Source organism: Roseateles sp. GW821-FHT09G03, assembly GCF_059416045.1.
Window position 1 is genome coordinate 498,938 of sequence record NZ_JBWKOK010000001.1, and the last position, 13,534, is coordinate 512,471.

General features: G+C 70.3%; 12 protein-coding genes. 7 read left to right on the top strand and 5 right to left on the bottom strand.

Going from position 1 to position 13,534, the window contains the following annotated elements; all coding sequences use genetic code 11:
- The first annotated feature begins 12 nt into the window (after window positions 1-12).
- Entirely contained in the window at window positions 13-603 is a 591-nt protein-coding gene (locus AC07OZ_RS02230; protein ID WP_495465528.1) for a TetR/AcrR family transcriptional regulator, read from the top strand.
- Here AC07OZ_RS02230 and AC07OZ_RS02235 read toward each other — a convergent pair.
- Genes AC07OZ_RS02235 through AC07OZ_RS02245 form a run of 3 tightly spaced genes read right to left on the bottom strand, consistent with a single transcriptional unit; the run spans window position 566 to window position 3,602 of the window.
- Window positions 566-1,456 carry a DMT family transporter gene (locus AC07OZ_RS02235; protein ID WP_495465529.1) on the bottom strand — a complete coding sequence of 297 codons (891 nt, stop codon included), beginning with the start codon at window positions 1,454-1,456 and terminating at the stop codon, window positions 566-568. The two genes, AC07OZ_RS02230 and AC07OZ_RS02235, sit on opposite strands and share 38 nt — an antisense overlap.
- The gene (locus AC07OZ_RS02240; protein ID WP_495465530.1) at window positions 1,453-2,034 is read right to left on the bottom strand and encodes a methylated-DNA--[protein]-cysteine S-methyltransferase; all 582 of its coding nucleotides are present in this window, start codon (window positions 2,032-2,034) and stop codon (window positions 1,453-1,455) included. The genes AC07OZ_RS02235 and AC07OZ_RS02240 overlap by 4 nt, the downstream gene beginning before the upstream one ends.
- Entirely contained in the window at window positions 2,031-3,602 is a 1,572-nt protein-coding gene (locus AC07OZ_RS02245; RefSeq protein ID WP_495465531.1) for a DNA-3-methyladenine glycosylase 2 family protein, read from the bottom strand. The genes AC07OZ_RS02240 and AC07OZ_RS02245 overlap by 4 nt, the downstream gene beginning before the upstream one ends.
- 370 nt (window positions 3,603-3,972) lie before the next feature.
- On the opposite strand from AC07OZ_RS02245, the gene AC07OZ_RS02250 reads away from it, so the two are divergent.
- The 3 genes from AC07OZ_RS02250 to AC07OZ_RS02260 all read left to right on the top strand — a co-directional run bounded on the left by AC07OZ_RS02250 (window position 3,973) and on the right by AC07OZ_RS02260 (window position 7,064).
- Window positions 3,973-5,361 (top strand): phosphomannomutase/phosphoglucomutase, encoded by a 1,389-nt coding sequence (locus AC07OZ_RS02250; RefSeq protein ID WP_495465532.1) that lies wholly within the window; start codon window positions 3,973-3,975, stop codon window positions 5,359-5,361.
- A 7-nt stretch (window positions 5,362-5,368) separates the two neighbouring features.
- Window positions 5,369-6,682: a 3-deoxy-D-manno-octulosonic acid transferase gene (locus AC07OZ_RS02255; RefSeq protein WP_495465533.1), complete on the top strand. Its 1,314-nt coding sequence runs from the start codon at window positions 5,369-5,371 to the stop codon at window positions 6,680-6,682.
- A gap of 127 nt (window positions 6,683-6,809) precedes the next feature.
- A complete protein-coding gene (locus AC07OZ_RS02260; RefSeq protein WP_495465534.1) occupies window positions 6,810-7,064 on the top strand; it encodes a DUF1488 family protein in 255 nt (84 codons plus the stop codon).
- Window positions 7,065-7,071: 7 nt separating this feature from the next.
- On the opposite strand, the gene AC07OZ_RS02265 is transcribed toward AC07OZ_RS02260, so the two are convergent.
- On the bottom strand, window positions 7,072-9,609 hold the full coding sequence (locus AC07OZ_RS02265; RefSeq protein WP_495465535.1) for a GspE/PulE family protein: 2,538 nt from the start codon (window positions 9,607-9,609) through the stop codon (window positions 7,072-7,074).
- Window positions 9,610-9,777: 168 nt separating this feature from the next.
- Here AC07OZ_RS02265 and pcp point away from each other — a divergent pair, with 168 nt between their 5' ends.
- The 3 genes from pcp (at window position 9,778) to AC07OZ_RS02280 (ending at window position 12,644) form a co-directional block, all read left to right on the top strand.
- The gene (pcp, locus tag AC07OZ_RS02270; RefSeq protein ID WP_495465536.1) at window positions 9,778-10,416 is read left to right on the top strand and encodes a pyroglutamyl-peptidase I; all 639 of its coding nucleotides are present in this window, start codon (window positions 9,778-9,780) and stop codon (window positions 10,414-10,416) included.
- A gap of 177 nt (window positions 10,417-10,593) precedes the next feature.
- Window positions 10,594-10,791 (top strand): BufA1 family periplasmic bufferin-type metallophore, encoded by a 198-nt coding sequence (gene bufA1 / locus AC07OZ_RS02275; protein ID WP_495465537.1) that lies wholly within the window; start codon window positions 10,594-10,596, stop codon window positions 10,789-10,791.
- Window positions 10,788-12,644, top strand: coding sequence for an MbnB/TglH/ChrH family RiPP precursor modification enzyme (locus AC07OZ_RS02280; RefSeq protein ID WP_495465538.1), 1,857 nt, complete (start codon window positions 10,788-10,790; stop codon window positions 12,642-12,644). Before bufA1 ends, AC07OZ_RS02280 begins: the two co-directional genes overlap by 4 nt.
- Here the strand turns inward: AC07OZ_RS02280 and tolA are convergent.
- Window positions 12,622-13,530, bottom strand: a complete 909-nt coding sequence (gene tolA, locus AC07OZ_RS02285) for a cell envelope integrity protein TolA (RefSeq protein ID WP_495465539.1) — start codon at window positions 13,528-13,530, stop codon at window positions 12,622-12,624. The two genes, AC07OZ_RS02280 and tolA, sit on opposite strands and share 23 nt — an antisense overlap.
- Between the last annotated feature and the right edge of the window lie 4 nt (window positions 13,531-13,534).

Consider the following 13,534-nt stretch of genomic DNA (forward strand, 5'->3'; position numbering starts at 1 on the left):
ATGGTGCTCATCATGAAAGTCACCAAAGAGCAATCGGCCGCCAACCGCAAGGCGCTGGTCGACGCGGCGTCCAAGCTGTACCGCGAGCGCGGCGTGTCCGGCGTCGGATTGGCGGAGATCTCCCGCGAGGCCGGCTTCACGCACGGCGGCTTCTACGGGCGCTTCGCGTCGAAGGAGGAACTCGCGGCGGAAGCCTGCGACGTCGCCTTCGAGGTCTCGCTGGCGCGGCTGGTGTCGCAGCTCGAGAAACACGACGGCGACTACCAGCCCTTCCTCAAACGCTACTTCGGCGCGGCGCACCGCGACGCGCCCGGTCCAGGGTGCCCGATGGCGGCGTTGGCGGTCGACGCGGCGCGCGAAGGCGGCCTGCTGCGCGAATCGATGAGCGGCGGCATCGCCGCCTACCTTCGCGAACTGGCCGTGCACCGGCCCGACGGGACCGTCGTCGACGAGCCGACCGCGGAGGACGAGGTCCGCGCGATCGGCGTGCTGTCGACGATGGTCGGCGGGATGATCCTGGCCCGGGCCTGCGCGGGCGCCGCGCCGGGCCTGTCGGACAGGATCCTCAGGACGTCGCTGGAGGCGACGTCGAAGGCAGCTTGAGCACGCCCACCGCCAGCGCGGTCCCGAGCAGCACCACGAGGCAACCCGCGGCCATGCTGGCGCTCAGCGTCTCGCCGAGGAAGATCCAGCCCCACAGCAGGCCGAAGACCGGGATCAGGAAGGTCACCGAGATCGTGTTGGTCGGGCCGACGCGCTTCATCAGCCGGAAGAACAGGATGTAGGCGATGCCGGTGCACAGCAGCGCGAGCAGGGCGACCGCGCCCCACGCGTGACCGCTGGGCAGCTCGGCCGGCCGCAGCGTCCAGGCCGGCGCGGCCAGCAGCAACGCGGCGGCGAACTGGCTGCCGGTGGCGACGGCCAGCGGGCTCGCACCGGTGAGGTAGCGCTTGGTGACGCTGGCGGCGATGCCGTAGCTCAGCGCCGCGATCAGGCAGGCGACGATCGCGAAGCCGCTGCCGCCGGGCTTGAAGGAGGCCTTGTCCCAGGCCAGCAACACCACGCCGGCGAATCCCAGCGCCAGGCCCAGCATCCGCGACCCGTCCAGGCGTTGCCCGAACCAGGCCCAGGCGACCAGCGCGCCCCACATCGGCGTGGTGGCGTTGAGGATGCTCGACAGGCCGGCGTTGATCGACAGCGCGGCGAAGCTGAACAGCGCGAACGGGAAGGCGCTGTTGAGCAGACCGACCAGCAGCAGGCCCTTCCAATGGGTGCGCAGGTCGCCGAGGCCTTCGCGCAGGCCCAGCAACGGGATCAGGAACAGGGACGCGCCGGCCACGCGCACGGCGGCCGTCGCCACCGCGCCGAACTCCGGCGCGGCGACCCGCATGAACAGGAAGGAGGCGCCCCAGATGGCGGCCAGGACGAGCAGTTCGATCAGATCGCTTCGCTTCACGCGGGGGCCTCTTGGTTGTTGTCGTGCTTGCCGGGACGGCGAGGGGCCAGGGTCCCGGGAGGAGTCTCTGTCGGCGAGGAGCGCAGCTTAGCGGGCAGGCCTCCTTCGATTGTCAGTAGGGCTTCCTTGCGGTGGAGGCCGCCGGCATAACCGGTCAGGCTGCCGTCGGCGCCGAGGACGCGGTGGCACGGGATCAGCACGGAAACCGGGTTGCGGCCCACCGCCGCCGCGACCGCGCGCACCGCTTCGGGCCGACCCAAACGCGCGGCGAGTTGGCCGTAGGTGAGGGTCTCGCCGGCCGGGATGTCGAGCAAGGCCTGCCACACGGCTTGCTGGAACGCGGTGCCCGTCGGGGACATCGGCGGCAATGTCGCGGCGCGGCCGGCGAAGTAGTCCTTCATCGCCGCGACGGTGTCGCGCAGCAGCGCGTCGTCATCGTCCCGAGGCGCGGTGAGCTCGCCCGGGTGGTACTTCTGGTCCTCGAACCACAGACCCGACAAGCCCTCGGCATTGCGCGCGATCAGCAGGCGGCCGAGCGGGGTGTCGGTCTCGGTCCAGGCGGTGTGCATCGGCTTCATGACGAGGTTCCTTTGACGGTCTTGACCTTGGGTTTGAGCGCGGCATCCCGCCATAGTTGCAACACGGCGTAGCTGCGGTAAGGAGCGAAATGCTCGGCGGCAGCGATCAGCTCGCGGGGGCGCAGCGGCTGGCCGGCGCGTTCTTCGAGGCATTGCTTCAGCACGACGTCGCCCGGCAGGTAGGCGTCGGGCCAGCTCCAGCCGCGCATCAGCATGTAGTGCGCCGTCCAGGGGCCGAGGCCGGGCAGGGCGGCGAGCTCCGCGATCGCGTCCTCCACCGTGCCGCGACCATGGGCGAAAGCCAGCGTCGGCCATTGGCGGGCGAGGTGGATCAGCGCCTCGGCGCGGCGGCCGGGCATGCCGATCGGGGCGATGTCGTCGACGGTCGCGGCGGCCAGCGTGGCCGGCGTCGGGAACACATGCGTAACGCCGGGCGGCGCGCCCACGGCGTCGGGCAGCGGCTCACCGAACTTGGTGATCAGGCGCGTGGCCAGCGTGCGGGCCGCGGCGACGGTGATCTGCTGGCCGAGCACGGCGCGGATTGCCAGTTCGAAGCGGTCGAGCGATCCGGGCAGCCGCAATCCCGTGGCGGCGGGCCCCAGCGTCTCGCCGAGCGCCGCGGCGATGGCCTGAGGATCGGCGTCGAGGTCGAGCCAGCGGCGCAGGCGTGGCATCAGCGGCGCGATCACGGGCCACAACGAAGCGCTCAGCGACAGGCGCACGCGCGGCCGCTCGTCGCCGTCCGGGGGAAGACGCAGCGACAGCCAGCCGAGCACATCCGGCTGGCCCGGGCGCACCAGACGCACGCTGCGCGAGAGCGACAGGCGCTCGACGTCGACCTGCTCAACACCTGGCACCGCGCGGGCCGCGAGGAAGCTCAGCAGCGCGGAACTCAACAGTGGCGGGCGCAGGTCCAGACGCAGCTCGGCGGTCTCGAACGCGGTGCCATGCGCGGTCCCATGCGCGGTCCCATGCGCGGTCGTTTCTGCTTGCGCACCGCCCTTGCGCAGCGCCGACGGGCTCAGGCGGTACTGCTCCTGGAACGCGGCGTTGAAACGGCGCAGGCTGGAGAAGCCTGCGGCCAGCGCGACCTCGCCGATCGGCAGACGCGTGTCGGTCAGCAACTGCTTGGCGAGCAGCAGCCGGCGCGTCTGCAGGTATTGCAGCGGCGCCACGCCGTGCACGGCGGTGAAGACGCGGCGCACGTGGCGCTCGCTGACGCCCAGATGCGCGGCGAGGGCTGGCAGCGAGGCTTCTTCCGGCGCGCATTCGTCGAGCCAGCGGGCCGCTTCGCGGGCCAGCACCTCGGCGGCGTCCATCGTGCTCCACGGGCGTGCGGCCGGCGCCAGTTCGGGGCGGCACTTGAGGCAGGGGCGGAAGCGGGCGGCCTCGGCCAGCGTGGCGCTGGGGAAGAAGCGGCAGTTCTCGCGTCGTGGTGGGCGGACCCGGCAGATCGGTCGGCAATAGACGCCGGTCGAGGTCACGCCGACGAACCATTGACCGTCGAAGCGGGCGTCCCGCGCCAGCAGGGCGGGGTAGCAGTGGTCGGGGTCGAGGAGGAAGTCCATGGAGAGAATCATAGGAGCCGGGGCCGGGCAGTTCTCGCCGTTTTCGGACATGTCCCTTCGGCCTCTGAGGGCCCACCACGAGACGTCCGGAGGGAACCGGCCAGGGCCCCCTTTTCGGAAGTCAAGGAGGGAATTTGTCGGCCGGGGCGGCCGACAAAGGAGGGACATGGAGAAAAGGGGGCCCTGGCCGGTTCCCGATTGCTCGGTCCCAAGAGGCCCCAACCGCCCCCCGAGCGCCCGGTTCCACGAAGCCCCTGGCCCAGGAATTGCCCTCTCTGGGCCTCCGTGCACCGGGTTACACGGACCCCTCATAGGCGCTGCCTACAATGCGCCCCAGTTTCGAATCACCACCATTCCTGCAAGGAAGCACATGCAAGTTCACGCATCCATCTTCAAGGCCTATGACATCCGCGGGGTCGTGGGCACGACGCTGGACGAGGCACTGGCCGAGCATCTCGGCAAGTCCTTCGGCACCGAGGCGATCAACGCCGGTGAGAAGGCCGTTGCCGTCGGCCGCGATGGTCGCCTGTCGGGCCCGTCGCTGGTGGACGCGCTGATCCGCGGTCTGAAGTCGACCGGCCTGGACGTCGTCGACATCGGCGCCGTGACCACGCCGATGCTGTACTACGTCGCCGCGACGCGCGGCAAGCACGGCTGCAACTCCGGCATCATGGTCACGGGCAGCCACAACCCGAAGGACTACAACGGCTTCAAGATGGTCCTGAAGGGTGCCGCCGTCTACGGCGAGCAGATCCAGGGCCTGAAGCGCCGCATCGAGTCCGAGGACTACGCCACCGGCAACGGCCGCGTCGGCCAGATGGACGTCATCGCCGAATACACCCAGCGCATCGTCAAGGATGCCAAGCTGTCGCGTCCGATGAAGGTCGTGGTCGACAGCGGCAACGGCATCCCGGGCGCGACCGCCCCGGCGATCCTGCGCGCGCTCGGCTGCGAGGTGATCGACATCTTCTCGAAGGTGGATGGCGACTTCCCCAACCACCATCCGGATCCGTCGCGTCCCGAGAACCTCGAGGACCTCAAGCGCATCGTGCACGCCACCGACGCCGAGCTGGGCCTGGCCTTCGACGGCGACGGCGACCGCCTGGGAATCGTCACCAAGGACGGCACGATGATCATGCCGGACCGCCAGATCATGCTGATCGCCGCGGACATCCTGACGCGCCTGCCGGGCTCGGAGATCATCTTCGACGTCAAGTGCACGCAACGCCTGGCCCCGTGGATCGTCGAGCACGGCGGCAAGCCGCTGATGTGGATGACGGGCCACTCGCTGGCCAAGGCCAAGCTGAAGGAAACCGGCGCGCCGCTGGCCGGCGAGCTGTCGGGCCACATCTTCTTCGCCGAGCGCTGGTACGGCTTCGACGACGCGATGTACACGGCCGCACGCATGCTGGAGATCCTCTCGCGCAGCGACGACCCGAGCAAGGTCCTGAACGACCTGCCCAACAGCGTCAACACGCCGGAACTGAACGTCCCCTGCAAGGAAGGCGAGCATCACGAGGTCGTCGCCAAGCTCAAGGAGATCGCCGAGTTCCCGAATGCCAAGGACATCATCACGATCGACGGCATCCGCGTGGAATACGACGACGGCTTCGGCCTGGTGCGCGCGTCCAACACGACGCCGGTGCTGGTGCTGCGCTTCGAAGGCCACACGCAGGAAGCGCTGGAGCGCATCCAGAAGGAAGTGCTGGCCCAGCTCAAGCGCGTGAAGCCGGACATCACGTTCACGTCCGGCCACTGATCGTCCCTTGCCTGCCGATTCGTTCAAGGAGCGCCTGGCGCGCGGCGTCTTCAGCACGGTGCTGAGGCTCGCCTCGCCGGCGTACTTCCTGCGGCTGTTCCTGCGCGGGCGTCAGGAGCCGCTGTACGCGGTGCATCCGGGCGAGCGCTTCGGCTTCGGCGAGGCGATCACACCGGGCGCGGTCTGGGTGCATGCGGTCTCGCTCGGCGAGACGCGCGCCGCCGCGGCGCTGATCGAGCGCCTGCGCCAGGAGCGTCCCGGCATGCGGCTGCTGCTCACGCACACGACGGCGACCGGCCGGGAGGCCGGCCGCGCGCTGCTGCGCGACGGCGACACGCAGCGCTGGCTGCCCTTCGACACACCGGGCGCGGTGCGCCGATTCCTGAAGCGCACGCGACCGGCGGTCGGCGTGCTGATGGAGACGGAGATCTGGCCCAACGTTCAGCATGAATCGTTGAAGGCCGGCGTGCCGATGGTGCTCGCGAACGCGCGGCTGTCCGCGCGCAGTCTGCGTCGCGGCGAGAAGTTCAAGGCGCTGCTGGCGCCGGCGGCGCGCAGCCTGAAGCTCGCGCTTGCGCAGACGGCCGCGGATGCTGATCGGCTGCGGCAGGCCGGGGTCGAGGACGTGCGCGTCTGTGGCAATCTGAAGTTCGATTTGCAGCCTGATGAAGCACTGCTCGCGCGAGGCCGCGCCTGGCGCGCCGGGCTGAACCGGCCTGTGGTGATGCTGGCGGTCTCCCGCGAAGGCGAGGAGGCTGCGATGTTGACCGCGTGGAAGGCGGCGGCGCAGGCGAGGGCGGCCGCGGGTTCACCGCTGCTGCTGATCGTGCCGCGTCACCCGCAGCGCTTCGACGAGATCGCGGCGATGGTGACCGAGGCTGGCCTCACGCTTGCGCGACGCAGCGCCTTCGGTACCAGCGACATCGCCACGCCGCCGTTGAGCGCGGGTGTGGCGGACGTGTGGCTGGGCGACTCGATGCGCGAGATGGCGCTGTACTACGGGCTGGCCGATGTCGCGCTGCTCGGTGGAAGCTTCGAGAAGCTCGGCGGCCAGAACCTGATCGAGACGGCCGCCTGCGGCGTGCCGCTCTTCATGGGACCGCACACCTTCAACTTCGCCGAAGCGGCGGAGCTATCGCTGCAGGCGGGCGCCGCGTGTCGTGTCGAGACGCTGTCGCAAGGGCTGATTGAAGCACTGGCGTTGCTCACGAAGGCCGACGAGCGCGACGCGATGGCGGCGGCTGCCACGGCCTTTGCGGCGGCGCACCGCGGCGCGGCAGCACGGATGGCGGCGCCCATCCTGGCGCTTCTGGATCGCTAGGCCACCCGCGAGACCCTCGGGCGCTCGCGACCGAGCGGCTCGGCTTGTGTGGGCCAGTGCACAGACGGCGTCGGTGAATGCGCTCAGCCTGACCCTCCACGGCGCCGCACCGGCGCGAGGAGGCCTTGTGAAACCAGCCGCGTTCTACGACCTGAGTTCGGGCACCATCCGCTTCTGGGTGCTCGTGGGTGAGCAATTCGTCGGCGCCACCGTCCGGCGCGAGTCGCTGCACTATCGCTACAGCCCCCACAACACGAACGACGATCCCCTGCAGACCTTTCAAGCCCACACGGATGAACTCGAAGGGATGGTCCGGCGCCGCGTCGCCGGCGGATCTCGCGAACCGGTGATGCTGCGCGATCACGACCTGATGGCCGGATAGGACGGCGCTACTGGTTGCTGGTCGACCGGACCTCACCCAGCGTCGTCACCCCCTGCAGCACCTTCGCGATCCCGTCCTGCCGCAGCGTCGTCATGCCTTCGGACATCGCCAGGTGCATGAGTTCCTCCGCGCGCCCGCCGGTCTGGATGAGCCGTCGGATGGGCCGGGTCACGATCAGCAGTTCATGCAGGCCCGCACGGCCCTTGAAGCCGGTGTGGTCGCACTTCTCGCAGCCGGGCGAGTGGTACTGCAGCAGGTTGGGCTGGCCGTAGAGGCCCTTCCACTCCGCGAGGACCTTCTCGCGCTCCGGCCGGTTCTCGGCCGAGAACACATGCAGGTAGTCGTCGAGCAGTTCGTTGAGCGTCGCGTCGGACATCGGCTCCGACTTGCGGCATGACGAGCAGATGCGGCGCACCAGCCGCTGCGCCAGCACCGCCAGCAGCGAGTCCGCGAAGTTGAACGGGTCCATGCCCATGTCCAGCAGCCGCGTGACCGTCTCCGGCGCGCTGTTGGTGTGCAGCGTGGAGAGCACCAGGTGACCCGTCAGCGAAGCCTCGACGGCGATCTCCGCGGTTTCCTCGTCGCGGATTTCGCCGACCATGATCACGTCCGGGTCCGCGCGCAGGAAGGCGCGCAGCGCCTTGGCGAAGGTCCAGTCGATCTTCGGATTGACCTGCACCTGGCGCAGTCCGGTCTGCGTGATTTCGACCGGATCCTCCGCCGTCCAGATCTTGCGTTCCGGCTGGTTGATGTTGGCCAGCACCGAGTGCAGTGTCGTCGTCTTGCCCGAGCCCGTCGGGCCCACGCACAGCACCATGCCGTACGGCCGCTCCGACGCCGCCTTCAGCTCGCGCAGGTTGCGTTCCGAGAACCCCAGCTTCTCCATCGGGATCGGCTTGGCCGACGCCAGGATCCGCATCACCACGTCCTCGAGGCCGTTGTTGGTCGGGATGGTCGCGACCCGCAGCTCGATCTTGTGGCGTTCCGAGAACTTCGCGAAGTTGATCTTGCCGTCCTGCGGCTTGCGGCGCTCGGAGATGTCGAGGTCGCACATGATCTTGATGCGCGCGATCATCGCGCTGCGGTAGGTGTGCGGCAGCTCCAGGTGAGGCTGCAGCACGCCGTCCTTGCGGAAGCGGATCTTGACCTTCTCCTTGCCGGGATAGGTCTCGATGTGGATGTCCGACACGTTCTGGTTGTGCGCGTCGATGATCATCGTGTTGATCAGGCGCACGAGCGAGTTGTCGCTCTGCTCGATCTGCCGGTCCTTCTCCTCCTCGCGCGCGGTCTCGCGAGCGGACTGCTCCTGGCCTTCGCGCTCGAGCGTCTCGATGAGCTTGTCGGAACTGTCGAGCTCGAAGTCCATCGTCAGCGCGGGCAGCGCGCCGCCGATGGCGGAGACCGGCTGGTTGCCGAAGCGCTCATAGGCGCCGGGGATCGCGAAGGTCAGCGAGCCCAGGCGCGCCAGCGCCGGCACGACCTTGAGCTGGGTGATGAATTCGACCTCGTCGATGCAGTCGCGCCGCGTGGGATCTTCCATCGCCACGATCAGGCGGCCGTCGCGCAGCACCAGCGGCAGCACCTCCAGCCGCTTGGCGACGGAGAAGGGCAGCTTGCGCACCGAGTCCGGCTCGATCGCGAAGTTGTCCGCGTCGACCAGCGGATAACCCATCTTGCGGGCCAGCGCCGATTGCAGCTGCGCGCGCGTGACGATGCCCTTGCGCACGAGCAGCTCGCCCAGCGGGACCGAGCGGTCCTGCTTCTGCTGCGCCAGCGCCTCGTCCAGTTGAGCCTGCGTGATCAGGTCCAGCGCGAGCAGCGCCTCGCCGATGCGCACCATCGGCATCTTGGCCTGCTGCTCGATCGCCTGCATCAGCTGCTCGGCGCTGACGATGTGCGTCGCCACCAGGATGTCGCCGACACGGCGGTCGCGCAATTCACGCTGCTCGGCGGCGGCGTCGTCGACCTGGGCCTGCGTCGCCACCTCCTGGCGCACCAGCAGGTCGCCGATGCGCTCGCCGACCTCGTAACTGACCAGGACCTCGCGCGGCACGAACATGCAGCGCACCCAGTCGCTGGTCTCGCTGACCGGCGGGAACAGGAACAGGCCCAGGTCGGTCTCGTGGTGGCCGATGGTCGTGCCCTTCTGTTCCTCGCCGCCCTGGTAGACCAGCTTGAAGTCGGTGCGCGGGCGCTGGTCCAGCGAGGTCGCGTCGTTCGCGGTGGCCGGGTCGCGCGGCGGGACCTCGATCGCGTGCAGCAGCTTGAGCGCCTTGAACTGCGAGAACTTCAACGGCATCGCGTTGCGCGCCGGCGGCACGACCACCTGCGCCAGACGCTCCGCCGGCACCATCAGGATGACCTTGCCGACCGTGCGACTGCCGTTCAGGCCGAGGATCTCGCAGGCCTGAGGCTCGCGTTGCGGGCGCGGCCGCGGGTAGGCGGCGAAGGGCGGGGTGGGCCACTCGAACGGCGGTACCGCTTCGGTCGGCGCGCCGCCTGGCTGGGCTGTGGGCCATTGAAGCGGCACGGACGGGTCGGTCATCTGGCGGTCTCCGCGGGGAAGAGTTGTCTCGGCATTCTTGAGGCGGGAGATTAACCCGTTTGAAGAGTGCTCACTACCCAGATAAGCAGGTGGCATGCCCGACCGTGGCGATGGGTGGAACGGCCGGGGCGGCAACGGGGCCAGGTGTCGCGTCTAGACTCGTCCCCCATGAAGAACCTCCTGGTCACGGGCTTCGACCCGTTCGGCGGCGAAGTCGTCAATCCGTCCTGGGAACTGGCGCGATCACTGAATGGCGAGGTGATCGCCGGCGCGCGCGTCGTGGCCGTGCAGTTGCCTTGCGTGTTCGGGGAAGCGCTGCAGCGCCTGGACGAGGCCCTGCAGCGCGTGCGGCCCGCGATGGTGCTGGCGATCGGCCAGGCCGGCGGGCGCTGCGACCTGTCGCTGGAGCGGGTCGCCATCAACGTGGACGACGCGCGGATCCCGGACAACGCCGGTGCGCAGCCGGTGGACGAGCCCATCGTGGCGGACGGCCCGGCGGCCTACTTCTCGACGCTGCCGATCAAGGCGATCGTCGCCGGGCTGCGCGAGGCGGGGTATCCGGCGTCCGTGTCGCAGACGGCGGGCACCTTCGTCTGCAATCACCTGTTCTACGGCCTGCAGCACCGGCTGGACGGCCTCGGCGTGCGCAGCGGGTTCATGCACATCCCCTATCTGCCGGAACAGGCCGCGCGTCATCCCGGCGCCCCCAGCCTGCCGTTGCCGACGCTGGTGGCGGCGACCCGGCTCGCGATGGAACTGGCCGTGACGGCCGACGAGATCCGGGCCGGCGGCGGACAACTCGACTGACGCGTCTCGGCGCGGTCACGCGCTTGACCGATGTCAATGAACGGGACCCGGGCGCAGGGCGAGGGGACAGGATGGCCCAACTGAGGGGGCAGGCGTGGCGGGACGATCGATCCGATCGATGACCGCCGCCATCGCCGGTCACCTTCGCGGGGATCGCCCCGCTCATCGGAGTCCTCCATGTCCATTCGCCAGATCGTCCTCACCGCGCTGACGGCCGCGCTGTCCGCCGGCTCCTCGGGGGGCGCTCAAGCCGCCGGACGCAAGTGCCACGACCTGGCCAAGGCGGGCCAGCACGTGTGCGCCGGCCCCTCGATCGTCGACCGCACGCCGGAGGAATGGTCGTACGGCGCCGACCGCGGCAAGGGCGCCCGGTGAAGCGCGGCGCCCCCTTGTGGCCGGTCGCGGTCGGCATCGGCTGGCGCCAGCCCCACTACCGGGAGGTGATGGCGCCCGGCGCTCTCGATCTCGATTTCCTCGAGGTGCACACGGAGAACTTCCTGGCACCCGGCGGCGTCCCCCGGCAACTCCTGCTGGACGCCGCGCGCCGCTTTCCGCTCAGCCTGCATGGCGTGGGACTGGGCCTGGGATCGGCGATCGGGGTCGACTACCGGCACCTCCAGCGCGTGCGGGCGCTGGTGGACGCGGTCCAGCCCGCGGTGGTGTCGGAACACGCCGGCTTCACGCGCGCGCGGCATCACCACGGCATCGCGCATGCGCACCAGCCACTGCCGGTGCCGCTCAGCCCACGCGGCCTGTCGCTGCTGGCCTCGCACGTCGATGCGGCGCAGCAGGGCCTGGGGCGGCAGATGCTGATCGAGAACCTCGATACCTGCCTGGCGTGGGAGGAGGACGTGATGAGCGAGCCCGATTTCCTCAACGCACTGGCGGACCGCACCGGGTGCGGACTGCTGCTGGACCTGAACAGCGTCTTCGTCCGGGCGCTCAATCGCGGACTCGACGACGAGGCCGCGCTGCGGGCCGGGCAGGCCTGGCTCAACGGCGTGGAGCCCGCCGCCGTCGGCCAGTACCACCTGTCGGGCCATTCGCGAACGGCGGGCATGGTCCTGGCCGACCACGGCGGCCCGGTCGGCGAATCCGTCTGGTCGCTGTACCGCCATGCGCTGACACGCATCGGCGCCCGGCCGACCGTGATCGAGTGGGACCACGCGTTGCCGCCGCTGCCCGCGCTGTGCGGGCAGGTGGCCCAGGCCCGCCGCGTGCAGGCCGCGCTGGATAGGGAACTGATCGCGCCGCCGCCGCCGCGGCCGTCCTCGCGTCAGGAGCGTTCGCGGCCGACCTCGCGCACTGCAGATCACGGCACGGGGCCGGCGCCGCTGGCGGAGGCGTCGCAGTCGCCGCCCCGCGAGGGGCAGGGCCGGCAGCCCCAGCAGGCTCTGCCGCCCTTGCTGCCGGGCCAGCAGGACCTGCCAGGCCAGCAGGCCGCCCTGGCGGCGGCGCTGCTGGCCGCGCCGGGCGCCGACATGGCGCTCCTGGCGCCCGCCGGATTGCGCGTGCTGGCGGGCATCTCAGGCGGCTTGCCCCGGGCGCTGCGCGCGTGCCAGGCGCAGGTCAGCACCCAGGCGGAGCGCGCCCTGGCGGTGGTCTATCCGCGTCTGCGCGAGCACATGGAGGCCGATCGGCCCGGGAGCTTCGCCTCGCTGGCCTGGGCCTGCTGGCGCCGCCATCCGCCCGTGCAGGGCGATCTGGGCGACTGGGGAGATGCGCTCATCGGCCTGCTGGCCGGCGCCGAGTCCGACGGCCTGCCGCCGCTCTGGACGGCGTTGGCCCGGATCGAATGGGAACTGCACGGCATCGAACGCCTCGCGGATCCGCAGGTCGACCTGGACTCGCTCGCGCTGCTGGGGCGTCTGCCGGCTGGCGCGGTGCGGCTCGTGCTCGCGGACCATGTCGCGCTGCACGGTTGCGACGGACCCGGCGCGAAGGCCTTGCTCGACCTCGCGAGCGAATCCTTCGGCCAGGGACCGCGCACCGCGCTGATGGTGTGGCGGGACGGCTGGGGCGGTCAGTGGGTCGCGCTGGACGGCGTGACCGCGCGCTGGTTCGAATCGCTGCGCGCCGGGCTCGACCTGGAGCGGGCCTTGCTGGAGGCCGGCGCGGCCTTCGACTTCAGCGACTGGCTGTCGACGGCCGTCAGGCGCGGCTGGCTGGCACGCGTCGAGCCCGCCGATACCTTCGAGACGGCCCTCACTCCCTGGGGCGGAAGGTGATGATCATCACCCGCGGCACGGTGCCGTCCGTGTCGGTCGGCAGCTTCTCCGTCTTGTCGAGCGCGCGCAGCACGGCGGCGTCGAAGTCCGGCAGGCCGCTGGACTGGACGATCTTGCGCGCGATGATCGTGCCGTCCGGACCGGCGCGCACCTCGACTTCCGCCTCGGGATTGGCGGCGCCGCCCGGATCGTTGTAGATGATGTTCGGACGCACGCGCGCCTTGATCCGGCCCGCATAGTTCGCCGACGGCCCGGAGCTCCTCGCCGCCGTGCCGGTCGAGGTCGGCGCGCCCGTGCCACCGGCCATGCCCTGGATGCGGCGCAGGTTCTCCTGGCGCTGCGCCTCGGCCTTCGCTTCGGCGTCCTTGCGGGCCTTCTCGGCCTTCGCCTTGTCGGCGGCCTTGTCCTTGGCCTCGTCCTTCTTCGCCTGCTCTTCCTTGGCCTTGCGGTCGCGTTCCTTCTGGTCCGCCTCGTCCTTCTTGCGCTGCTCCTGCTTGCGCTTGTCCTCGGCCTCGCGCTGTTCCTGCTCTTCCTTGAGCTTGCGCTCCTTGGCCTTCGCGATCGCGATGTCCGCGTCGCGCTGCGCCTGGACTTCCTGCGGGGTCGGTTGTTGCGGCTTCGGGGGCTCGGGCTGGGGTTTCGGCGGTTCGGGCTGCTGCTCGGTCGGCAACTGCTCCTTGGGCGCGGCGGCCTGCGGGATGGCGGACCACAGCTCCGCATCCATCGCCGGCACCGGCGCCGAACGCCAGCTCACGCCGAAGCTCAAGGCCGCCACCAGCAGGATGTGCGCGACGATCGCGAAACTGAAGCCGCGGCCCAGTCCGGGCGCGGGCGGCGGCCGCAGGGGATCGCGGTCCGGGTGGAATCGGGAGACCAGGGTGCTCATCGCG

What these genes read in the sequence shown, in the direction of transcription:
- AC07OZ_RS02230 (WP_495465528.1), top strand. Translation starts at nt 13, where the DNA reads ATGAAAGTCACCAAAGAGCAATCGGCCGCCAACCGCAAGGCGCTGGTC.
- AC07OZ_RS02240 (WP_495465530.1), bottom strand. Translation starts at nt 2,034, where the DNA reads ATGAAGCCGATGCACACCGCCTGGACCGAGACCGACACCCCGCTCGGC.
- AC07OZ_RS02245 (WP_495465531.1), bottom strand. Translation starts at nt 3,602, where the DNA reads ATGGACTTCCTCCTCGACCCCGACCACTGCTACCCCGCCCTGCTGGCG.
- AC07OZ_RS02250 (WP_495465532.1), top strand. Translation starts at nt 3,973, where the DNA reads ATGCAAGTTCACGCATCCATCTTCAAGGCCTATGACATCCGCGGGGTC.
- AC07OZ_RS02265 (WP_495465535.1), bottom strand. Translation starts at nt 9,609, where the DNA reads ATGACCGACCCGTCCGTGCCGCTTCAATGGCCCACAGCCCAGCCAGGC.
- pcp (WP_495465536.1), top strand. Translation starts at nt 9,778, where the DNA reads ATGAAGAACCTCCTGGTCACGGGCTTCGACCCGTTCGGCGGCGAAGTC.
- bufA1 (WP_495465537.1), top strand. Translation starts at nt 10,594, where the DNA reads ATGTCCATTCGCCAGATCGTCCTCACCGCGCTGACGGCCGCGCTGTCC.
- tolA (WP_495465539.1), bottom strand. Translation starts at nt 13,530, where the DNA reads ATGAGCACCCTGGTCTCCCGATTCCACCCGGACCGCGATCCCCTGCGG.